The 22676-nt window shown below is 64.4% G+C and carries 19 protein-coding genes; 15 read left to right on the top strand and 4 right to left on the bottom strand.

Features of this window, described 5'->3' with window-relative positions:
- Nucleotides 1–41: 41 nt before the first annotated feature.
- Nucleotides 42–938 (top strand): LysR substrate-binding domain-containing protein, encoded by an 897-nt coding sequence (locus VHO04_RS09490; protein ID WP_329628091.1) that lies wholly within the window; start codon nt 42–44, stop codon nt 936–938.
- Here the strand turns inward: VHO04_RS09490 and VHO04_RS09485 are convergent.
- On the bottom strand, nt 935–2344 hold the full coding sequence (locus VHO04_RS09485) for a helix-turn-helix domain-containing protein (protein ID WP_329628090.1): 1410 nt from the start codon (nt 2342–2344) through the stop codon (nt 935–937). The two genes, VHO04_RS09490 and VHO04_RS09485, sit on opposite strands and share 4 nt — an antisense overlap.
- Nucleotides 2345–2591: 247 nt before the next feature.
- Here VHO04_RS09485 and VHO04_RS09480 point away from each other — a divergent pair, with 247 nt between their 5' ends.
- The 12 genes from VHO04_RS09480 (at nt 2592) to VHO04_RS09425 (ending at nt 14028) form a co-directional block, all read left to right on the top strand.
- On the top strand, nt 2592–4124 hold the full coding sequence (locus VHO04_RS09480; RefSeq protein WP_329628089.1) for an acyl-CoA carboxylase subunit beta: 1533 nt from the start codon (nt 2592–2594) through the stop codon (nt 4122–4124).
- A 223-nt stretch (nt 4125–4347) separates the two neighbouring features.
- Entirely contained in the window at nt 4348–5070 is a 723-nt protein-coding gene (locus VHO04_RS09475; RefSeq protein ID WP_329628088.1) for a hypothetical protein, read from the top strand.
- On the top strand, nt 5033–5434 hold the full coding sequence (locus VHO04_RS09470; RefSeq protein WP_329628087.1) for a contact-dependent growth inhibition system immunity protein: 402 nt from the start codon (nt 5033–5035) through the stop codon (nt 5432–5434). The genes VHO04_RS09475 and VHO04_RS09470 overlap by 38 nt, the downstream gene beginning before the upstream one ends.
- Nucleotides 5431–5868 carry a methylmalonyl-CoA epimerase gene (gene mce / locus VHO04_RS09465; RefSeq protein WP_329628086.1) on the top strand — a complete coding sequence of 146 codons (438 nt, stop codon included), beginning with the start codon at nt 5431–5433 and terminating at the stop codon, nt 5866–5868. The genes VHO04_RS09470 and mce overlap by 4 nt, the downstream gene beginning before the upstream one ends.
- A gap of 192 nt (nt 5869–6060) precedes the next feature.
- Nucleotides 6061–8208, top strand: coding sequence for a methylmalonyl-CoA mutase (gene scpA / locus VHO04_RS09460; protein WP_329628085.1), 2148 nt, complete (start codon nt 6061–6063; stop codon nt 8206–8208).
- Nucleotides 8205–8570 (top strand): hypothetical protein, encoded by a 366-nt coding sequence (locus tag VHO04_RS09455; RefSeq protein ID WP_257549883.1) that lies wholly within the window; start codon nt 8205–8207, stop codon nt 8568–8570. Before scpA ends, VHO04_RS09455 begins: the two co-directional genes overlap by 4 nt.
- Nucleotides 8567–9847 (top strand): O-acetylhomoserine aminocarboxypropyltransferase, encoded by a 1281-nt coding sequence (locus VHO04_RS09450; protein WP_329628084.1) that lies wholly within the window; start codon nt 8567–8569, stop codon nt 9845–9847. The genes VHO04_RS09455 and VHO04_RS09450 overlap by 4 nt, the downstream gene beginning before the upstream one ends.
- Nucleotides 9844–10287, top strand: coding sequence for a hypothetical protein (locus VHO04_RS09445; protein WP_329628083.1), 444 nt, complete (start codon nt 9844–9846; stop codon nt 10285–10287). Before VHO04_RS09450 ends, VHO04_RS09445 begins: the two co-directional genes overlap by 4 nt.
- Nucleotides 10288–10301: 14 nt before the next feature.
- Nucleotides 10302–11318, top strand: a complete 1017-nt coding sequence (gene bioB, locus VHO04_RS09440; RefSeq protein ID WP_329628082.1) for a biotin synthase BioB — start codon at nt 10302–10304, stop codon at nt 11316–11318.
- On the top strand, nt 11315–11548 hold the full coding sequence (locus tag VHO04_RS09435) for a hypothetical protein (RefSeq protein ID WP_329628081.1): 234 nt from the start codon (nt 11315–11317) through the stop codon (nt 11546–11548). Before bioB ends, VHO04_RS09435 begins: the two co-directional genes overlap by 4 nt.
- Complete coding sequence (locus VHO04_RS09430; protein WP_329628080.1) at nt 11541–13562, top strand: acetyl/propionyl/methylcrotonyl-CoA carboxylase subunit alpha; 2022 nt, start codon at nt 11541–11543, stop codon at nt 13560–13562. The genes VHO04_RS09435 and VHO04_RS09430 overlap by 8 nt, the downstream gene beginning before the upstream one ends.
- 94 nt (nt 13563–13656) lie before the next feature.
- The gene (locus VHO04_RS09425; RefSeq protein WP_329628079.1) at nt 13657–14028 is read left to right on the top strand and encodes a tRNA-binding protein; all 372 of its coding nucleotides are present in this window, start codon (nt 13657–13659) and stop codon (nt 14026–14028) included.
- Between the two features lie 89 nt (nt 14029–14117).
- Here VHO04_RS09425 and VHO04_RS09420 read toward each other — a convergent pair whose 3' ends face one another.
- Together VHO04_RS09420 and VHO04_RS09415 are read right to left on the bottom strand one after the other, a co-directional pair.
- Entirely contained in the window at nt 14118–15500 is a 1383-nt protein-coding gene (locus VHO04_RS09420) for a peptide MFS transporter (RefSeq protein WP_329628078.1), read from the bottom strand.
- A 244-nt stretch (nt 15501–15744) separates the two neighbouring features.
- Complete coding sequence (locus tag VHO04_RS09415) at nt 15745–16509, bottom strand: cyclase family protein (RefSeq protein WP_329628077.1); 765 nt, start codon at nt 16507–16509, stop codon at nt 15745–15747.
- 104 nt (nt 16510–16613) lie between these two features.
- Here VHO04_RS09415 and VHO04_RS09410 point away from each other — a divergent pair, with 104 nt between their 5' ends.
- Both VHO04_RS09410 and alr read left to right on the top strand, forming a co-directional pair.
- Nucleotides 16614–18242 carry an MFS transporter gene (locus VHO04_RS09410; protein ID WP_329628076.1) on the top strand — a complete coding sequence of 543 codons (1629 nt, stop codon included), beginning with the start codon at nt 16614–16616 and terminating at the stop codon, nt 18240–18242.
- A 38-nt stretch (nt 18243–18280) separates the two neighbouring features.
- Entirely contained in the window at nt 18281–19336 is a 1056-nt protein-coding gene (alr, locus tag VHO04_RS09405; protein ID WP_329628075.1) for an alanine racemase, read from the top strand.
- Between the two features lie 58 nt (nt 19337–19394).
- Here the strand turns inward: alr and VHO04_RS09400 are convergent, their stop codons facing one another.
- On the bottom strand, nt 19395–22535 hold the full coding sequence (locus VHO04_RS09400) for a TonB-dependent receptor plug domain-containing protein (RefSeq protein WP_329628074.1): 3141 nt from the start codon (nt 22533–22535) through the stop codon (nt 19395–19397).
- Nucleotides 22536–22676 lie beyond the last annotated feature (141 nt).

The raw sequence follows: 22676 nt of genomic DNA, 5'->3' as shown, positions 1-22676 counted from the left end.
TGCGTCATCATTTCAGTGATGATCCAAAATCAGGAATGGCGATGGACAACCGATTCGGCGATATCGAGACCTTTCTGGCGGTAGCGAACGGCGGCAGCCTTGCCGCGGCGGCGAAGGCGCTGCGGTTAACCCCATCGGCGGTCAGCCGCAGCATCGCGCGGCTTGAACAGCGCCTCGGCATCACGCTGATGCGCCGGACCACGCGATCGCTGGCGCTGACCACCGAAGGACAGGTATATCGCGAGCGGATGAGCGTGTTGCTCGCCGACATGGCGTCGGTCGAGGCGGGGCTGGGGCAGGAGGGGCAGGGGCCGCGCGGACTGCTGCGGATCAATGCCTCGCCATCGATCGGTGCGATGGGGTTGCTGCCGATCCTGCCGCGCTTTGCCGAGCGCTATCCCGCCATCGTCATCGATCTCACCCTGTCCGACGCGATCGTCGACCTGGTCGAGGAACGCGCCGATGTTGCGATCCGTATCGGCCCCTTGCGCGATACGCGGCTGCGCGCGAAGAAGCTCGGACACAGCCGGATGCTGCTGGTCGCAAGCCCCGACTATCTCGCGCGGCGCGGAACCCCGCAAACGCCCGACGATCTCGACAGGCACGATTGCTTGCGGTTCAGCTTTCGCCGTTCGATCGACACTTGGCCCTTTCGGATCGCCGGCAGGATCGTGCATCGACCCGTTCATGGCAGCTTCTTCGGCAATTCTGGCGAGGTCGTGCGGCAGATGGCGGTCGCCGGCGGCGGGATCGCCCGACACGGGCATTTTCACGTCGCGCCGGACATCGCCGCTGGGCGGCTCGTCGAGGTGCTGCCCGGCTACAGCTCCGGCGATGGCGAGGATATACACGCGCTCTACGCGCCGGAGGACCGCGCCGCCGCGCGTATCCGCGCCTTCCTCGATTTCCTCGATACCGAGCTGGTGATCGCGCCCTAACCGATGCGGTAAGGCACCACCCCGCGCCGGTCGGGGTCGACCAGGATCGGGCGGTCGCTCGGCGGGAAAGCGCGCTGGTCGCAATCGTCGCGCGGGCAAATGCGGCACGACAGGCCGATGCGCGCCGCTGCCTGCGGCGCATCGACATCGACCCCATCGGCATAGACGAAATCACCGGCATATTGCGCCTCGCACCCCAAGGCGACGGCATAGCGGCGCGGGCTCCGCGCATAGCTGCCCGACGGCTTCACCAGCCCCTTCGCCATTGACACATAGCGCAGGCCGTCGGGCGTTTCGGCAAGCTGGAACAGGATGCGGTCGGGGATCGCCGCCGCCTCGTGGACGACCCACAAGGGGCAGGCGCCGCCGAAGCGCGCGAATTGCAGGCGCGTGGCGCTGTGGCGCTTGGTGATGTTGCCCGCCATGTCGACGCGGCAGAAGAACATCGGGATGCCGCGCGCGCCGGGACGCTGGAGCGTCGAGAGGCGATGACACGCCTGTTCGAAGCTGACGCCATATTCGAGCCGCAGCCGGTCGATATCGTGGCGCACCGCGCGCGCACTGGCGCGGAACGGGCCATAGGGCATCAGCACCGCGCCCGCGGCATAGTTGGCGAGCCCGACATGCAGGAGCTGCCTTGCCGCCGCGGTGCGCAGCGGCGACGCCTCGACCACCGTCGCGATCTCGCCCGCGAGCGCGAGCGCCGCGAGTTGGTGCGCGAGCTGGAAGCGGCGGCTTTCGGATGGCTGCGACGGATCGATGACGAGGTGGCGCATCGTCGCGTCATAGTCGCGCAAGGCCTGCGCCTGATTATAGACGATCGAGATGCCGAGCGCATCGCGCAGCCGCCGTTCGATCGTTTCGATCGCGGGCGAGGATGCGCCGCCGCGCAGGCCCTTTGCCAGCGTTTCTGCAGCGCGGTCGATGCTGTCGACATAATTGCCCGCATCGTGGAACCAGTCGCGCACCTCCTCCCACGGCAGGCGGCTGCCTTCGGCGGTGCCGCCGGTCAGCGCTTCGTCGATGATCTGGAGCCGCTGTCCCGCGCGGCGGTAGGCGGCGTGGAGCGCGACGAACTGGTCGGCAAGATGCGGCTGCTGCAGTGCCGCGCGTTCGAGCTGCTCGGGCGCCAGCGGCGATGCCGCGAACAGCGGATCGGCCGCGGCCTCGCGCAGCGCCCCGGCGCGGCGGTCGCCGGCGTCGGCGGCGACCTCCTCCCATTCAAGGGGGAAAAGCTTTTGCAAGCGGTCGAGCAGCGCCGGGGTCAGCGGGCGGTCGTCATGCTCGATCTGGCTGAGATAGGAAGTCGAGATGCCGAGCGTCACGGCGAAATCGGCCTGGCGGAGGCCGCGGTCGTGGCGAAGCTGGCGCAAGCGGCTTCCGGCAAAGATGCGTTGGCGGGTCAAAACCTTCTCCTCTCTCCTTGCGGGAGAGGATATGGAGGCTTGGCGGCGAAGCCGCCTAGCCGGAGTTGGAGAGGGGAGCCCCCTCTCAAGACTTGCTAGGCGACAAGTCGCCAAGCCAAGCCTTTCTCTCCCGCAAGGGGAGAGAGCTATTAATTTGCAAACTTATACTTTGCAACTTTGCAAATTCACATTTGCATCGGCGGCATAATGCGGGCAGGCGACGGTCGAATATCTGTTGGAGAGCCGCATGTCCGCCAATATCACCGAAATGGAAGCCCGCCGCGCCGCCGCTGCCCTTGGGGGCGGACAAAAGCGCATCGACGCGCAGCACGCCAAGGGCAAGCTGACCGCGCGCGAGCGGCTCGATGTGCTGCTCGATCATGGCTCGTTCGAGGAACTCGACACCTATGTCGAGCATGATTGCGTCGATTTCGGGATGCAGGATCAGAAAATTCCGGGCGATGGCGTCGTCACCGGATCGGGGACGATCAACGGCCGCCTCGTCTATGTCTTCAGTCAGGATTTCACCGTCTTCGGCGGCTCGCTGTCGAAGCGCCATGCCGAGAAAATCTGCAAGGTGATGGAAAAGGCGATGCTGGTCGGCGCGCCGGTGATCGGCCTCAACGACAGCGGCGGCGCGCGCATCCAGGAAGGCGTCGCGTCGCTCGGCGGCTATGCCGACGTGTTCCAGCGCAACGTGCTCGCGAGCGGCGTCGTGCCGCAGATCAGCCTGATCATGGGGCCGTGCGCGGGCGGTGCGGTCTATTCGCCCGCGATGACCGACTTCATCTTCATGGTGAAGGATAGCAGCTATATGTTCGTCACCGGCCCCGATGTCGTGAAGACCGTGACCAACGAGGTGGTGACGCAGGAGGAACTCGGCGGCGCGATCACCCACACGACGAAAAGCTCGGTCGCCGATCTGGCGTTCGAGAACGATATCGAGGCGCTGCTCGCGGCGCGCGATTTCTTCGATTATCTGCCCGAGAACAACCGCAGCGGCGTCCCGGCCCGACCGACGAGCGATCCTTACGACCGCGCCGAAATGAGTCTCGACACGCTGATCCCGCCGAACGCGAACCAGCCCTATGACATGCACGAGCTGATCCGCAAGACGGTCGACGAGGGCGATTTCTTCGAGGTGCAGCCGGCGCACGCGGGCAACATCATCTGTGGTTTCGGGCGCATCGAGGGGCGCACGGTCGGCATCGTCGCCAACCAGCCGCTGGTGCTCGCGGGCGTGCTCGACATCAATTCGTCGAAGAAGGCGGCGCGCTTCGTCCGCTTCTGTGACGCGTTCGAGATTCCGATCATCACCTTCGTCGACGTCCCGGGCTTCCTGCCCGGCACCGCGCAGGAATATAACGGCATCATCAAGCATGGCGCGAAGCTGCTGTTCGCCTATGCCGAGGCGACGGTGCCCAAAATCACGGTGATCACGCGCAAGGCCTATGGCGGCGCATACGACGTGATGGCGTCGAAGCATCTGCGCGGCGATTTGAACTATGCGTGGCCGACCGCCGAAATCGCGGTGATGGGCGCGAAGGGCGCGGTCGAGATCATCTTCCGCAGCGACATCGGCGACCCCGAAAAGATCGCCGAGCGGACGAAGGAATATGAGGACCGCTTCGCCAACCCGTTTGTGGCGGCGCAGCGCGGTTATATCGACGAGGTGATCTATCCGCACTCGACGCGGCGGCGGATCGCGCTGGGCTTGCGGAAGCTGCGGAACAAGCAGCTCGAAAACCCGTGGAAGAAGCACGATAATATTCCACTGTGATCCCTGTCGTCACCCCGGACTTGATCCGGGGTCCATTCTCCCGGCGCCGGAGGAATGGATGCCGGATCAAGTCCGGCATGACGAAGCCGGCGAGTTCGATTGTGACGACCGGCACATCCGATGCGCCGGGCTGGAGGCAAGAGCAGCAAGCGGCTAGGTTGCCGCGATGGTCTTGATTTTCCAATGAGGTTTGAAAATGCGTAACGCCTTTCTCGCTCTTCTGATGGCTCCGGCCCTGCTGGCCGCGCCCGCCGCATCGGCGTTCGATCCCGACACGCCGGTCGGGGCGACAAAGGAAGCGTTTCCGGTCGTGCTCGGCGATGACGAGGATACGACGATCGACGCCGCGTTCCGCGCTGCCTTCGCGCTTCCGAAAGGCGCCAAGGCGGAGGCCGAGCGGATGATCGACGATCGCACCTATCATTTCCGTCCCGTCGCGATCCATCTGCTCGAAGATAATACCGGCGTGCTGCTGAGCGTCGGCGGGCTCGACGATGCGGGGCATAGCGAGGGCGGGCTCAACGCGATCCATTATCTGAAATCGAGCCCGACGGGCTGGGTCAAGCAGGGCGAATGGATCGACGTCGGCGCGGTCGGCACCGTGGGGAATGGCGCGACGAGCTGGGCCTTTACCAGCCTGCTCGGCCGCAACCTCTATCTGGTCACCGAAGGCGGCGGCGTGTGGCAGGGCTGCGCGATCGGCACGGCGGTCGTGACCGAACTGACCCCCGATGGCCCCGTCGATCGCGGCGGTTTCACCGATTCGATGAGTTCGGGCGCCGGGATCGGTCAGACCGAACAGACCTATGACGGGCAGATCGCCGCCGCCGTTCCCGACAAGAGCTTTACCGTCGCCTACACCGGTACGCGGTCGTTCAAGCAGCAATATGTGCTGAAGGATGGCAAATATGCGCTGGTCGGCAAGGACCAGGTTGCGGGTTGCTGAGGCGGACATGGGACGGGCCACGCGACAACGCCGTATCGATGCGCAGGAGCGTTGGCCCGATCTGTATCAATTTCTTGCGGCCTATCTGCATCAGGATTGGCCAGATGATAGTGGAACGTCCGAAGCCGCCGTCGATTTGGCCATTTCCGAGCATGGCTTGGAACAGCGCCAATCGATCGCGCGCCAATGGTGGAATTGGAATGGAGTCGAGGGAAGCAATGCCGATCCGCGTCCGGCGATCAACGATGGGTTGGGGGTCGAAGTCTCGTTCGATACGCCAAGGGAAGGACGCGATTTCATGAACTCGGTTTATGACAAGCTGATCGTGTCGATCAGACAGGAAGTGAAGGATTGGAAGCCGTGAAACTAGGCCGCCTCAACCATATCGGCGTCGCGACGTCGTCGATCGCCGACAGCATCGTTTTTTACCGCGACGTGATGGGCGCGACGAAAATTCACGAGCCGTTCGACCTGCCCGATCAGGGCGTCAAAGTCTGCTTCGTCGATACGCCCGGCGCCGATGGCGCTTTGAACGGCACGCAGATCGAGCTGGTCGAGCCGTTGCCGGGCAACACGTCGATCGCGGGCTTCCTCGAAAAGAACCCGGCGGGGGGGCAGCATCATATGTGCTATGAAGTGCCCGACATTCACGCCGCCAAGGCCGCGTTCGAGGGACAAGGAAAGCGCGTGCTGGGCGAACCGCGGATCGGGGCGCATGGGACGCTGATCTTCTTCGTCCATCCGCGCGACATGGGCGGGGTGCTGACCGAGATCATGGAGACGCCGAAGGGACACTGATTTTTCTCCTCTCCCCTTGAGGGAGAGGAAAGAGGAGGTTGGGGACTTGTCCCCTACCGGAACTTGGAGAGGGGTCGATGGGCGAGCCTACGGCTCGCGACCCCTCTCCCAGCTACGACTAGGCGGCAAAGCCGCCAAGTCTTCGCATCCCTCTCCCTCAAGGGGAGAGGGAAAAGGAACAAGAGACTGCATATGACCGACAAACCGACCCTCGACCAATGGGCCGCCGCCGCCGAGAAGGAAGTGAAGGGCAAGGACCTCAGCTGGCACACGCCCGAGGGGATCGACGTCAAGCCGCTCTACACGGCCGAGGACGTGGCCGCCGACCCCGGCCTGCCCGGTTTCGCGCCGTTCACCCGCGGCGTGCGCGCGTCGATGTATGCGGGGCGGCCGTGGACGATCCGGCAATATGCGGGCTTTTCGACCGCCGAGGAATCGAATGCCTTCTATCGCCGCAACCTCGCGGCGGGGCAGAAGGGCCTGTCTGTCGCTTTCGACCTTGCTACCCACCGCGGTTATGACAGCGACCACCCGCGCGTCGTCGGCGACGTGGGGAAGGCGGGGGTCGCGATCGACAGCGTCGAGGATATGAAGATCCTCTTTGACGGCATCCCGCTCGACCAGATGTCGGTCAGCATGACGATGAACGGCGCGGTGATCCCGATCCTCGCCTTCTTCATCGTCGCGGGCGAGGAGCAGGGGGTCGAGCGCAAATTGCTCGACGGGACCATTCAGAACGACATCCTCAAGGAGTTCATGGTCCGCAACACCTATATCTATCCGCCCGAACCCTCGATGCGGATCATCTCGGACATTTTCGGCTACACGTCGCGCGAGATGCCCAAGTTCAACAGCATCTCCATCTCCGGCTATCATATGCAGGAAGCCGGCGCGACGCAGGTGCAGGAGCTGGCCTTTACCATCGCCGACGGCGCTGAATATGTACGCTACGGCGTCGCCTCGGGCCTCGATATCGACAAGTTCGCCGGGCGCCTGTCCTTCTTCTTCGCGATCGGCATGAATTTCTTCATGGAGATCGCCAAGTTGCGCGCCGCGCGCGTGCTGTGGCACCGGGTGATGACCAACCTCGGCGCCAAGGACGAGCGGTCGAAGATGCTGCGCACCCACTGCCAGACCTCGGGTGTCTCGCTGACCGAGCAGGATCCCTACAACAATGTCATGCGCACGACGATCGAGGCGATGGCGGCGATGCTGGGTGGCACCCAGTCGCTACACACCAACGCGCTCGATGAGGCGATCGCACTGCCGACCGATTTCTCGGCCCGCATCGCGCGCAACACCCAGATCGTCATCCAGGAAGAAACCGGGATGACCAAGGTCGTCGATCCGCTCGGCGGCTCCTACTATGTCGAGGCGCTGACGCAGGAACTGGTCGACAAGGCGTGGGAGATCATCGAGCGCGTCGAAAAGGAAGGCGGCATGGCGAAGGCCGTCGCCGCGGGCTGGCCCAAGGCGATGATCGAGACCGCCGCCGCCGCGCGGCAGGCGCGTGTCGATCGCGGCGACGATGTGATCGTGGGCGTGAACAAATATCGCCTCGCCAACGAGGATTTGCTCGAAACTCTCGAAGTCGACAACACCAAGGTTCGCGAAGCGCAGATCGCCCGCATCAACAAGATGAAGGCAAGCCGCGACGAGGCGGCGTGCCAGGCGGCGCTCGACGCGCTGCGCAAGGCGGCGGCGGGCGAGCAGTCGATCGAGAACAATCTGCTCGCGCACGCCGTTGAAGCCGCGCGTGCCCGCGCGACGCTCGGCGAGATTTCGTCGGCGATGGAAGAAAGCTTCGACCGCTACGGCACCCAGCCGACCCCGGTGAAGGGCGTCTATGCCGCGCCTTATGCGGGCGATCCGCGCTGGCAGGCGGTGATCGACGGCGTCGCGGCGGTCGAGCGGCGCATGGGGCGCAAGCCTAAGCTGCTCGTCGCCAAGATGGGGCAGGATGGTCACGACCGCGGTGCCAACGTCATCGCCTCGGCCTTCGGCGACATGGGCTTCGACGTCGTGTCCGGGCCGTTGTTCCAGACACCTGAGGAAACCGTCGTGCTCGCGCTGGATAGCGGCGTCGACGTCGTCGGCGCATCGAGCCTCGCGGCTGGGCACAAGACGCTGATCCCCGAACTCATCGCCAAGCTCCGCGAGGCGGGCCGCACCGACATCAAGGTCATCGCGGGCGGCGTCATCCCGCCGCAGGACTATGATTATCTTCGCGACGCGGGGGTGCAGGGCATCTATGGCCCCGGCAGCAACGTGGTCGAATGCGCCGCCGACGTGCTGCGCCTGCTCGGCCATAATATGCCGCCGCTGGAGGATGCCGCGTGAGCGACGATATCGATGAGGGGAAGGTTGCGGTGGTGCCGGAACTCCACGACAGTTCGGCCTATCTCTACGATTATTTCAAGCATCTGACCTCGCTGTCGATCCTGACGCTGGGCGGGGTGCTTGCGATCTCGACGGCGGCTGGCGAGGCCAAGGCTTCGAAGGAATCGATGATCGCCGTCGTTGCGCTGGTCGGCATCGCCGCGCTGCTCGCCTTCAGCGGGACCAGTGAAATCGTCCGCCAAAAGGCGACGGGAGAGATCAAGGCCAAATGGCTGACCTTCTATCGCGTGGGCGCCCCGATCGCGCTGTCGCTTGGCGTTGGCGCATTTCTCTATCTTTTCCTGAAAGGCCTTCCCGCATGACCGGACAAAAGCCCGAAACGCTGACCATCCACGCCGGGACCGCGCCCGATCCGACGACCAAGGCGCGGATCACCCCGATCTATCAGACCTCCTCCTATGTCTTCGACAGTGTCGAACATGCCTCGCGCCTGTTCAATCTGGAAGAGTTCGGGAATATCTATACCCGGATCATGAACCCGACCAACGGCGCGCTCGAGGGCAAGATTGCAGCGCTGGAGGGCGGGCAGGCGGCGCTGGCGGTGGCGTCGGGCCACGCTGCGCAGTTCCTCGCGTTTCACACGCTGATGGAGCCGGGCTGCGAGATCGTTGCGGCGCGCAAGCTCTATGGCGGGTCGCAGAACCAGCTCGGCCAGAGCTTTCGCAAGATGGCGTGGACGACGCATTTCGTCGATGCTGACGACGCAGACAATGTCGCGGCGGCGATCAACGAGAACACCCGCGCGGTGTTCATCGAAAGCCTCGCCAACCCCGGCGGTGTCGTGCAGGATATCGAGGCGATCGCGAAGGTCGCGCATGATGCCGGGGTGCCGCTGATCGTCGACAACACGATGGCGACCCCGATGCTGTGCCGCCCGATCGAGCATGGCGCCGACATCGTCGTCCATTCGACGACCAAATTCCTCAACGGCCATGGCAATGCGATCGGCGGGGTGATCGTCGATGCAGGATCGTTCGATTGGGCGAAGGGCGGAAAATATCCGACGCTGAGCGAACCCAATGCATCCTATCACGGGCTCAAATATACCGAGGCGTTCGGGCCGCTCGCCTTCATCCTTGCCGCGCGCACGCTTGGCCTGCGCGACCTGGGGCCGGCGCTCGCGCCGATGAACGCGTTCCTCGCGCTCACCGGCATGGAGACGCTGGCGCTGCGTATGGACCGGCATTGCGACAATGCGCTGGCGCTCGCGAAATGGCTGCGCGCGCACCCGAAGGTCGATTGGGTTTCCTATGCCGGGCTGGAGGACGATCCCTATCATGCGCTCGCCAAACGCTACCTCGGCGGCCGCGGTGGCGCGGTGTTCACTTTCGGGCTGAAGGGCGGGTATGACGCGGGGGTCAAGCTCGTCTCGTCGGTCAAGCTGTTCAGTCATCTCGCCAATCTCGGCGACACGCGCTCGCTGATCATCCACCCCGCCTCGACCACGCACAGCCAACTTTCGGAGGTCGATCTGATCGAAACCGGCGCCGGCCCCGACGTGGTGCGCGTGTCGGTGGGCATCGAACATATCGACGACATCATCGCCGATCTGGCGCAGGCACTGGAGGCCGCCGCGTGAGCCTGCGTTCGGCCCTCGTCGCGCTGGCGGTCCTCGCAGCCGCATCGCCCGCACTTGCGAAGGATGCGGGGCAGCCGAGCGAATATCGTCCGGGCATCACGGTCGAACGGCTCTACACGCAGCAATTCGACGACGTCTATTACACCACCTGGCTCGGCCGCCTCGAAAAGTCCGATGGCGGCTGGCGCGACGTCTATGTCGAGACGGCCGAGAAATATGTGAACAAGGGGCTGATCAGCTTCAATTGCGTCGATCCGAAGGCGGACATCGGCCTCATTCTCTATGACGTCGGAACCTACGGCGACGCGGCCGACCGGCGCGTCGTGCGTGTCCGCTTCGCCGACCGCAAGGCGTGGGCCGGGGAAAGGTTCGAGCCGCTCTATGGCGAAACCCCGCCCTATCAACTCTATCTCGCGGCGCGCCAGCGCTTCTGCAAATGACGAAGGGACCGAGCATGAACTTTGCCATCGATGACGAGGCGCCGCGCACCGACTGGACGCGCGAGGAGATCGCCGCGCTGTTCGACATGCCGTTCGACGAATTGATGTGGGAGGCGCAGGGCGTCCATCGCCGCCACCACGCGCGCGGGGAGGTTCAGCTTTGCACCTTGCTCAGCATCAAGACCGGCGGCTGCGCCGAGGATTGCGGTTATTGCTCGCAGTCGGCGCACGCCGAGACGGGGCTCAAGGCGACCAAGCTGATGGACGTGCGCGCGGTGCTGCAGGCGGCGGCCGAGGCGAAGGATGCGGGCTCGCAGCGTTTCTGCATGGGCGCGGCGTGGCGCAACCCCAAGGACCGCGACATGCCCGCGATCGTCGAGATGATCGAGGGCGTGCGCCAAATGGGCATGGAAACCTGCATGACGCTGGGGATGCTCACCAAGGAGCAGGCGCAGACGCTCGCGGTCGCGGGGCTCGACTATTACAACCATAATATCGACACGAGCCCGGAGAATTACGGCAATATCATCTCGACCCGCACCTTTCAGGACCGGCTCGACACGCTGGAGGAAGTGCGCGCGGCGGGGATCAACGTCTGCTCGGGCGGGATCGTCGGCATGGGCGAGACGCGCGAAGATCGCGTCGGCTTCGTCCACGCGCTCGCGACGCTGCCGGAGCATCCGGGCAGCGTTCCGATCAACGCGCTGGTTCCGGTGAAGGGGACGGTGCTTGGCGACATGCTGGCCGACACGCCGCTGGCGAAGATCGACGACATCGAATTCGTCCGCACCGTCGCGGTCGCGCGCATCACCATGCCGAAGTCGATGGTCCGCCTGTCGGCGGGCCGCGAGAGCATGTCGGAAGCGACGCAGGCGCTCTGCTTCATGGCGGGCGCGAACAGCATCTTCACCGGCGACAAGCTGCTGACCACGGGCAACCGGGGAGACGGCGCCGACGCCGCGCTGTTCGCGAAGCTGGGGCTGCGGCCGATGGAGAGCGAGGAGCCGATGCGGATGGAGGCGGCGGAGTGACATGGAAGCGGGCCGCGTTGTTACGCATTGCCTCCGCGGTAACGGTTACGGCGATCATGCTGCTGTTGACCCTGTTGGCGGCCGCCTTCCTTTTGAGAGGAAGCGATGGCGATGAAGAAGTGACGCTTTGGACGATTTGGCCGGCGATCGTACTTTGGGTGGTGATCACACCTTTCGTCGAACGAGCGTTTCACCGTTTTCTTTTGAAGAAGTGGGGTTCTAGTGTTTAAGAAAATCCTGATCGCCAATCGTGGCGAAATCGCCTGCCGCGTCATCAAGACCGCGCGCCGCATGGGCATCGCGACCGTCGCCGTCTATTCGGACGCCGACGCGCGCGCGCCCTTCGTGCGGATGGCCGACGAAGCGGTGCATATCGGACCGTCGCCCGCGTCCGAATCCTATCTGATCGCCGACAAGATCATCGAAGCCTGCAAGGCGACGGGCGCCGAGGCTGTGCATCCGGGCTATGGCTTCCTGTCGGAGCGCACCAGCTTCGCCGAGGCGCTGGCCAAGGAAAATATCGCCTTCATCGGCCCGCCGGTGAACGCGATCGCCGCGATGGGCGACAAGATCGAGTCGAAGAAGCTCGCCAAGGAAGCAGGCGTCAACGTCGTCCCCGGCTTCGTCGGCGAAATCCGCGACACCGAGCATGCCGTCGAGATTTCCAACGAGATCGGCTATCCGGTGATGATGAAGGCGTCGGCAGGCGGCGGCGGCAAGGGGATGCGCCTCGCCTATGACGAGAAGGACGTCCGCGAAGGCTTCGAGAGCGTCAAGCGCGAGGGGCTGAACAGTTTCGGTGACGACCGCGTCTTCATCGAGAAGTTCATCCTCAACCCGCGCCACATCGAGATCCAGATCCTTGGCGACCAGCACGGCAACATCCTTTACCTCAACGAGCGCGAATGCTCGATCCAGCGCCGCCACCAGAAGGTGGTCGAGGAAGCGCCGTCGCCCTTCGTCACCGAAAAGATGCGCAAGGCGATGGGCGAGCAGTGCGTCGCGCTGTCGAAGGCGGTCGGCTATTACAGCGCGGGCACGGTCGAACTGATCGTCTCGGGCGCCGATCCGACGGGCGAGAGCTTCTACTTCCTCGAAATGAACACCAGGCTTCAGGTCGAGCATCCGGTGACCGAAGCGATCACCGGCATCGATCTGGTCGAACAGATGATCCGCGTCGCGGCGGGCGAAAAGCTGCCCATGTCGCAGGACGATATCAAGATCGACGGCTGGGCGATCGAGAACCGCGTCTATGCCGAGGACCCCTATCGCGGCTTCCTGCCCTCGACGGGGCGGCTGACGCGCTACAAGCCGCCGGTGCCGGGCTGGACCGACGACGGCGCCGAGAACGGGCGCCGCGGGGTCGACGGCGTGCGCGTCGATGACGGCGTCTATGACGGCGGCGAGGTGTCGATCTTCTACGACCCGATGATCGCCAAGCTGATCACCTGGGGCAAGACGCGCGACGAGGCGGCCGACCTGCAGGTCGCGGCGCTCGACCGCTTCGAACTCGAAGGGCTCGGCCACAATATCGATTTCGTCTCGGCGATCATGCAGCATCCGCGTTTCCGCTCGGGCGAGCTGACGACGGGCTTCATCGCCGAAGAATATCCGGAAGGCTTCCACGGCGCGCCGACCGACGAAGCGGTGACGCGCACGCTCGCGGCCATCGCGGGCTTCATGGCAAGCGCTGAGGCCGACCGCGCGCGGCGCACCGACGGCCAGCTCGGCGACCGGCTCGACCCGCCCGCGAAATGGCAGGTGACGATCGGCGGCGCGAGCCACAAGGTGAAGCTGGGCCACAAGCATATTAAGGTCGATGGCGAAAAGATCGACATCGCGCTCGAATATACGCCGGGCGACCGGCTGGTGGTCGCGGAGATCGACGGTAGCGAGCTGGCGGTGAAGGTCGCGAAGACGCGCACCGGCTGGCGCATGACGACGCGCGGGGCCATCCATGATGTGCGCGTGCTGCCGTGGCACGTCGCGCCGCTCGCGACGCACATGATCGAGAAGATCCCGCCTGATCTGTCGAAGTTCCTCATCTGCCCGATGCCGGGGCTGCTCGTCGCGCTGCATGTCGGCGAAGGCGACGCGGTCGAGGCGGGTCAGCCGCTCGCGACGGTCGAGGCGATGAAGATGGAGAATATCCTCCGCGCCGAAAAGACGGGCGTGGTGAAGACTGTCAACGCGGCGCAGGGCGACAGCCTGGCGGTCGACGCGGTGATCTTGGAGATGGAATAACCCACTTTCGTCATTCCCGCGCAGGCGGGAATCCAGCTAAGGCAGCGACGTTGAAGCTGGATTCCCGCCTGCGCGGGAATGACGGAGAGTTGGAATGCACCTGAATCACGACGCCGCAGCCCCTGCGGCCGACCCCATCGCCTTCGACGATTTCCTCCGCGTCGACATCCGCATCGGCACGATCGTCGAGGCCGAACCCTTTCCCGAGGCACGCAAGCCGGCGTTCAAGCTGAAGATTGACTTCGGCCCGGCGATCGGCGTCAGGAAGAGCAGCGCACAGATCGTCGCGCGCTATGGCCTTGCGGAATTGCCGGGGCGGCAGGTCGCGGCGGTGGTCAATTTCCCGCCGCACCAGATCGGCAAATTCATGTCGGAGGTGCTGACCCTCGGCTTCGCGGACGAGGCGGGCGAGGTGATCCTCTTCGCGCCCGACCGCGTGGTGCCCAACGGGTCGCGATTGTTCTAGCCATCGTCACCCCGGACTTGATCCGGGGTCCCGCTGATGATCGTCCGCGACAAGAAGCGGGATGCCGGATCAAGCCCGGCATGACGAAATCAGGTGACAGTCTCCGCCTTCCCCATCAACCGCTTCGCCAGGAACAGCTTGAACAGGATGAACGCGACCAGCCCGACCGCGGCGGTCGCGACGTGGAACAGCCAGAAGCTGGTCGTCGGCATCGACGAATACCAGGTGCCGACCTCGCCGACGACCTTGTTCGCGCCGAAGAAGGCCAGATAATAGATGCCGACGATCGTCGCGTTGAGCGCCTTCGGCGCCAGCTTGGTGAAGAGCGCGAGGCTCACCGGCAGGATGTGCGCAAAGCCGATGCTGTTGAGCAGATGGAACATCACCGGCCAGAACAGCCCGATCTTGCCGCCGCCCTGCGTCGCCGCCGCCATGACCAGACAGAGCCCGCCGGCGATGGTGAAGACGCTGCCGATGATCATCTTGCCAAGCTCGTCGGGCTCGCGGTGGCGCTTGCCGTACCAGACATAGAAAGCGGCGACCGCGGCGAGCATCGAGAAGCTGGCGGCGGCGTCGATCGTGATCATCCAGCTCGTCGGCAGGGTGGTGCCGAAGAAGGTGAGCTGGAAATGCTGGTCGGCCCAGACCAGATAGGCGTTGAAGATCTCCTGATTGGTGAGCAGCGCGACCGCCATCACCGGCACCAGCACGATCACGGCGAGGACGCGCAGCCCGTCCTGCCGCGTCATCGGTTCGGCGGCCTTCGCCTCGGTGTTTTTCCCGGGCCGATTATCGGCGGGCAGCCACGGTCCCGCCATGATGTAGAGGATCAGGCCGAGCACCATCACCACGCCCGCGGTGCCGAAACCCCAGTGCCAGCCGACCTTTTCACCGAGCGTGCCCGAGATCAGCGGCGCAGCGATCACGCTGACGTTGATCGCGATATAGAAGATCTGGAACGCCATCGCGCGGCGGAGGTCGCTCGGCCCATAGAGCTCGCCGACTTGGCTCGCGATATTGCCCTTGAACAGCCCGACCCCGACGATCAGCGCGAGCAGGGCGAAGAGGAAGGCGCCCTCGAATGCCATCAGGAAATGGCCTGCCGCCATGAACAGGCCGCCGAGGATCAGCGTCGTCCGCCGCCCGAGCCAGCGGTCGGCGATCAGCCCGCCGAGGATCGGGGTCAGATAGACGAGCGAGGTATAGTCGCCGAAAATCTTCGACGCGAAGGGCTGACCGTCGATCCCGCCATACCAGCCGCGCAGGGCTTCGAGCCCGACCACGCCGCCCGCATGTTCGGGCAGCAGCAGATATTTGACCATGTAGAGGACGAGCAATGTCTGCATCGAATAATAGGAAAAGCGCTCGCACCCCTCGACGAAGGCGAGATAGCCGAGCCCTTTCGGATGGCCCAGAAAGGCGCGGTCGCTGCGGTCCGCCTCGAAATCGGGCGTCGCTTCGGCAATGGTCATGGATAGTCCCCCGGTGATCGGTTCTGTTGCCGCGACCCTAAGGTTTCAGATGCAACTTTCCAGTGGCAATCGACGAACGGCGCCGCTGGGGACTGGCGGGTTTCGAGCGAATTCCGTCATCCCGGCGAAGGCCGGGATCTCGCCGGTGCGTCATACCAATAGGGTGAGATCCCGGCCTTCGCCGGGATGACGAGATTGGTGAAGCGGTGCAGTCCCAAAAAGCCCACGCAACTGGCGGCGCATTTTATGCTACCAGCGCCACCGCCCGGATCCACCCCGCGCTGGCGCGTTCGATCTTCACCGGGAAGCAGGAGAGCGTCCAGCCGGTGGGCGGCAACGCCGCAAGGTTGGTCAGCTTTTCGATCTGGTAATAGGGCCTGATCCGCCCCGCTTTGTGGCCTTCCCAGATGATCGACGGGTCGTGCGTCTCGGCCCAGCGCTTTGCGGTGTGGCTGAACGGCGCGTCCCAACTCCACGCGTCGGTGCCGACGACCTTTACCCCGCGCTCCGTCAGGTAAAGCGTCGCCTCGGCGCCCATGCCGCAGCCCTGGTCGGTGAAATATTCGGTGCCATAGACCGCGCCCGACTGGACGAGCACGATGTCGAGCGGCTGGAGCGCGTGCCCGATGCGCGCGAGTTCGGCCTCGACCTCGGCACCGCTCACGACATGGCCCGCGGGGCGATCCGAGAAATCGAGCTTCACGCCGGGGCGGAAAAAGAGGTCGAGCGGCGCCTCGTCGATGCTCGGCGCCGCACTCGCGCCGCTGTCGGTCGTCGAATGGAAATGCCACGGCGCGTCCATGTGCGTGCCGTTATGGGTGCTGAGCGTCAGGCTTTCGACCGCCCAGCCCTCGCCGTCGGGAAGGTCGTCCTTCGTCAGCCCGGGGAAGAACATCGCGATCTGCTCCCACGTGTTTTCGTGGGTCATGTAGGTGATCTGCGGACGCATCACCGGCGGGTCGGAAACGACGTCGTTGGTGATCGGGATCGAGAGGTCGATGAACTGCATGGCCCCAGTCTGCCACCGTTGTGCCGCCGCGCCAAGAAGGCTTGCGCGATGCCATGCGCGGGTTAGAGATGACGCAAAGCCCGAACCGGGGCAGGGGAGAGTGTATGACCGACGCAGCCGCCGTCGCCGATCACGGCGCGGGCTATCAGCCGACCGCGCAGGATATTCGCCTGGTCATCGCCGCTTCCTCGGCGGGGACGATCTTCGAATGGTATGATTTCTTCATCTACGGCACGCTGGCGGCGATCATCGGCAAGGCGTTTTTCCCCAGCGACAATGCGACGCTCGAGGTGCTGCTCGTCTGGGCGGGGTTCGCGGTCGGGTTCGGTTTCCGGCCGCTGGGCGCGGTGCTGTTCGGCTTTCTGGGCGATCGGCTGGGGCGCAAATATACCTTCCTGATCACCGTCACCCTGATGGGGATCGCGACCGCGGGCGTCGGCATGATCCCGTCGGCGGCGACGATCGGCATCGCGGCGCCGATCATCGTCATCGCCCTGCGCATCCTGCAGGGGCTCGCGCTCGGCGGCGAATATGGCGGCGCCGCGATCTACGTCGCCGAACATTCGCCGCCCGAAAAGCGCGGTTTCTATACCAGCTTCATCCAGGCGAGCGTCGTCGGCGGTTTCGTGCTCAGCCTGATCATCGTGCTCGGCTGTAAGGCCGCGATGTCCGACGCGCTCTGGGAAAGCTGGGGCTGGCGCGTGCCCTTCCTCCTGTCGCTGGTGCTGCTCGCGGTTTCGCTGTGGATGCGGCTCAAGCTGTCGGAAAGTCCGGTGTTCCGCGCGATGAAGGCCGAGGGCGAACTCGCGAGGAATCCGCTCAAGGAGAGCTTCACCTATCCCGGCAATCCGAAGCGCATCCTCGTCGCGATGATCGGCATCGCCGCGGGGCTGACGGTGATCTGGTACACCGCGATGTTTTCCGGCCTGTCCTTCCTCAAGGGGCCGATGAAGGTCGAGGAGACCGCCGCAGAGATCATCGTCGGCGTGGCGGCGGCGCTCGGCATGGGCTTTTTCCTGCTGGCGGGGCGCTTGTCGGATCGGATCGGGCGCAAGAAGCCGATCGTCTGGGGCTATGGCGTCACGCTGGTGCTGCTCTTCCCGCTGTTCTGGTGGATGGGCAGCGTCGCCAATCCCGCGCTCGAAGCGGCGGCAGCGCGCGCGCCGGTCGTCGTCACCGGATCGCAGTGCAGCTTCGACCCCTTCGCCAAGGAACAGGCGACCGCGTGCGGCAGGACACTCGGCGAGCTGACGAAGCTGGGGGTGCCCTACAAGGTCGCAGCGAGCGGCAGCGGCTTCGACAGCGTCGCGATCCATATCGGCGGCAAACAGGTCGCGAGCGACGACCCGGCGCTGCTGAAGCCCGCGCTCGAGGCGATGGGCTACAGCTTCGAGCCGCAGGTTCCCGGCGCGCTCGGCATCGCCGTCATCCTCATCGCGCTGCTCGGGCTGAGCGCCTTGTCGGGCTTCACCTACGGCCCCGTCGCCGCGCTCCTCTCCGAAATGTTTCCGCCGCACGTCCGTTATTCGTCGCTGTCGATCCCCTATCATCTCGGCTGCGGCTATTTCGGCGGCTTCCTGCCGCTGATTGCGAGCTTTATCGTCGCCAAGACGGGCAATGCCTATGCCGGCCTCTGGTATACCTGGGGCGTCGTACTCGTCGCCTTCCTGCTCACCGCCTTCATGCTGGAGGAGCCGGTCGAGGGCCAGTGGGACAAGCCGAACCCCGGCTGACCATTGGCGGCACTGGCAAAGGCGTATAGGTCGGGCGCATGATCGACATCGCCTCTCCGCTCCGCCTTCGCCTCGATTCCACCGCGCTCGTTCGGAACTGGCAATGGCTGGCGGCGCGAAGCCCCGGCGCGTGCGGAGCGGCGATCAAGGCCGATGGCTATGGACTGGGTGCCGCGAAGGTCATGCGTCACCTCGCTGCCGCCGGATGCCGCGATTTTTTCGTCGCCACCTGGGCCGAAGCCGCCGCGCTGATGCCGCTCGCCGGCGATGTGTCGCTGTCGGTCTTTCATGGCGTGGGCGACGCCGACATGGTCGCCGCCCGGACGCTGCCCGCGCGTCCGGTCCTGAACAGCGTCGAACAGGTCCGGCGCTGGCGCGCGGCGGGCGAGGGGCGCCCGTGCGACATCATGGTCGATACTGGCATGAACCGCCTCGGCCTGCGCGTCGAGGAAGCGATCGGCGGCGCGCTGGGCGGGCTGGCGATCGACACTTTGCTCAGCCACCTCGCCTCGGCCGACGAGGACAGCGAGCAGAATGCCCGGCAGCTCGCGGCCTTCCGCACCGTGCGTCAGGCCGTTCCCGCACGGCGCTACAGCCTGGCGAACAGCGCGGGCATCTGCCTGGGCCCCGATTATGGCTTCGACCTGACGCGCCCCGGGCTGGCGCTCTACGGCGGCGTGCCGCGCCGCGAGGCCGCGGGGCATATCCGCCAGGTCGCTTTCCCCGAAGCCCGGGTGCTGCAGGTGCGCGAGGTCCGCAAGGGAGAGCCCGTCGGCTATGGCGCCACCTGGGTCGCGCCGGCGGAAGGCCGCGTTGCGATCGCCAATATGGGCTATGCCGACGGCTATCTGCGCTGCCATGCCGGACAGGGCGGTGCGGCGTGGCGCGCGCGCGATCTGCCGCTCGTCGGCCGCGTGTCGATGGACCTGATCGCCTTCGACGCGAGCGCGGCCGACGGCCTGGCCGAAGGCGACTGGCTGGCGCTCGATTACGACCTGCCGTCGACCGCGGTGCGCAGCGGACTGTCGCAATATGAACTGCTGACGGGGCTGGGGACGCGGTTCGATCGATGCTGGATTAGCAAGGAACCGTAGCCCACGAAAAAGGGACGGCAAATTGCTTTGCCGTCCCTGCTTTCGCTTGTCGCGGAGGTTAGAAGTTGCCGCGGATATTCACGAAGATGCGGCGACCCATATAATCATATTGAGTGCCGAAGGCCGGAGCCTGACCGATCGCGGTGATACCCGACAGGACGGTCGAGGCGCGCGGCGGTGCCGTGTCGAAGAGGTTTGCGACACCCAGCGTGATCGCGAACTTGTCTGCGACTTCGCGCGTGACCGACATCGAGTGATAGAAGGTCGGCGACAGGCGGACATCCTGGCAGAAAGCGCCGCCGGGACGGAAGATCGACGTGCGGCACGGCTGGCCGCCCTGGGTGTCGAGCAGGTCCTGGAGGTTCGAGGTGCCGCCGGTGACGTCGAGACCATAGAAAAGCGTCCACGGTCCCTTGTTCCACGACAGGTTGAAATCGCCGACCCACTTGGGATCGCCGGCTTCGCCATTGTCGTTGACCACAGTGCCCTCGAACAGGCCGACCTTGTCCTCGATCTGCCAGGTCATCTGGGCGCCGAAGGTCAGGCTGCCGAGATTGCCGAGATCCTGATCGATCCGCAGCGTAACGTCGATGCCCCGATTGCGCTGGCGGTTGATGTTCACATAGGTGTCGAGAACCTGCGTGATGTTCATCGCGGCGGGATCCCCCGCCGGAGCGCGCGTAATCAGGTCGCAGAGCGGTTCATCGGGATAGAATTGCGAATTATAGCAACCCGTCACGATGTTCGATGCGCCGAGCGTAGTAATCTCGTCGCGAATCTTGATGTCGAAATAATCGACCGCAAGGCTCGTCCGCAGGCCGCCCCACAGCAGGCCGCTCAGATTGGGCGTCAGGATGACACTTGCGGTTTTCGCAGTCGACGTTTCAGGCTTCAACTGGCCGATGCCGCCGCCGGAAACAACCGTTGCCGACCCCGTGGCACCCTGGAAGTTGCCCGGAATGCCAGCCGCGGTGCAGTTGTCGAAGATGCGCTGGTTGATATTGCCCTGTTCCAGGTTCCGCGTCGTGTTGATGCAGATGTCGATGTCCTGCTGTGCCTGGAAGCCGGTCTGGTTTTCCAGGAACAGTTCGAACAACGCCGGCGCACGGAACGACGTGCCCCACGTGCCACGGAAACGCAGCCAGTCGTTGACTTCCCAATCGAGGCCGGCCTTCCAGGTCGTGTCGCTGAAGCTGTCCTGGACGCCGTCGCGGCGGGTTGCCTTGACGTCGGTGTAGCGCGCGGCACCCGACAGCGTCAGACGCTGGATCAGCGGTGTGTCGTGAATCAGCGGAACCTGGATTTCGCCGAAGATTTCCTTGCTGATCGTCCGGCCCGCGGTGATCCCGGACGAGGTGCGCAGCGCGGCGTTGCCGGCCAGCGTGTATTCGCCTGGCGTGTCGCGGATTTCGTCGCGGCGAATCTGGGCACCCAATGCCACGCCGACCGAGCCCGCGGGCAGGTCGAACAGATTGCCCGACACCGTCGCTTCGGCCGATGCCTGCTTGAAGACAGTGTTACCCGTCTCCTTGCCGAACAGGAAGGCGCGTTCCTGCGGCGTGAAGTCGCCGCGCAGGACGCGCGGATCGGTGAAATCGATGTCCATGCAGGGCAGGCCATTGATCCGCGTGGTCAGGCCGACGCACGAACGCGTGCGGAAGCTCTGCGAGTCCAGCGAGTCCTGGAAGATCACGTCCTGCGTATAGTCGGCATCCGACTTGCTGTACTGGCCATAGATGTCCCAGTTCCAGCCGCCGCCGAAATCGCCGCGGAAGCCCAGAACGCCGCGATAATAATCGACATCCGTGCTGAAGTCGGACTTGGCGAGGATCAGAGGACGGAGCAGGAAGTTGCCGCCAAATTCGGTGTTGAGCGGATCGCCGGCATCTCCCGGGCTACAATTGTCGCCGTCAAGCGGATTGGATGTTTCCGAAGGTGAACAGAAGAATGCGGGCAAATCCGAATTGCCCGTGAACTGAAATACGTTCAACTGCTGGAAGCCATTGTTGTATGACTTGCGATTGTTGAACAGCAGCTCGGTGTATACCTCGACATTATTGGTAATTTCGTAGGAGCCGTCGAGATAGGCCGTGATGCGCGATACCTTCGAAAAGACATCCGACGCCTGTTCGAGCGGTTCGAACTGGTTGAGCGCGCCCGTCGAGGGGCCGTCGAAGTTCAGGCCAAAGAAATCCGCCGGTGCATAGACGCCCCGATCGGCATAGTCGTTGAAAGAAATGCCGACCTGCCCCAGATTCGAACCATATTGACCGATGAACAACTGCTGGCCGTTCGGTGCGATGAGGCCCTGCGAGAAGCCCGGACCTGTGAAGTCGTTGTTAGTGAGGATCAGGTTGCCGATCGTGCCGTTACAGGCGGGCTTGCCAGTGCGGAAGTCGACGATGTCGGCTCGAGTGCCGTCCTCGCGCGTCAGATATTCCTCTTGGCAGAAAAGGAACTTGCGGTCGCGGCGACGCAGGTTCTGCTGCTGGAAATAATCGACGGTCGCAAGAATGTGGCCGCGTTCGAACCGCTTTCCATAGGTCAGGTTGAGATCATAGGTCTCGCCGCCGCCATGCTGCGGTATCGAGGTGAAGCCGCCGACCTGAAAGCCATCCGCATCCTCTTTGGTCAGGATGTTGACGACGCCCGCGACCGCGTCGGAGCCATAGATCGACGATGCGCCGGTCTTCAGCACTTCGACCTGGCGGACGATCGACAGCGGCAGGACGTTGAGGTCAAATGAAGCGACCGCGCCGCGAACGCCCGCGGGGCCGGCGCGACGGCCGTTGAGCAGCACCAGCGTGCGTTCGGCGCCGAGACCACGCAGCGAGATGGTCTGGGCATCGGCACCGCCGTTGGTGACGAAGCCGTTCGAGATCGACGAGGTGATCTGGATCGACCCCTGCGCGATCGGCGAAGATTGCAGCAGGTCGGCGAGCTGGTTCTGCCCCTGCTTCTGGCCGATGTCGGGGCTGATGACCTGGATCGGATCGGGGCTGTTAAACTCGCTCTTGCGGATACGCGAGCCGGTGACGACGATCCCGTCGCCCGAGCTTTCGCTGCCGTCGCAGACGCCGTCCCCATTGGCATCGGTGCAGCTGATGCTGTCGGCGGTGTCCTGGGCGAAAACTGGCTGGCTGACGGATATCGCCACTGCAAAGGCAGCGGCACCCTTAAGCAGGTGCGACTTATTCATATGGAACTCCCCGGTTGCCCGTTCAAAAATTGGTGACGAACGGCTCTATTCAGAAAAGACCTAAAAAAATCCCTGCACAAGCCTCAGATGGCTATTTATGTCGCGTTTCCGATTATGCGGGCCTCATTGTGTCATTTTTGC

Source organism: Sphingopyxis sp., from assembly GCF_036261875.1.
GTDB lineage: Bacteria > Pseudomonadota > Alphaproteobacteria > Sphingomonadales > Sphingomonadaceae > Sphingopyxis.
The sequence above is the reverse complement of the archived record's forward strand: the minus strand, read 5'-3'. Positions and strand labels throughout refer to the sequence as shown.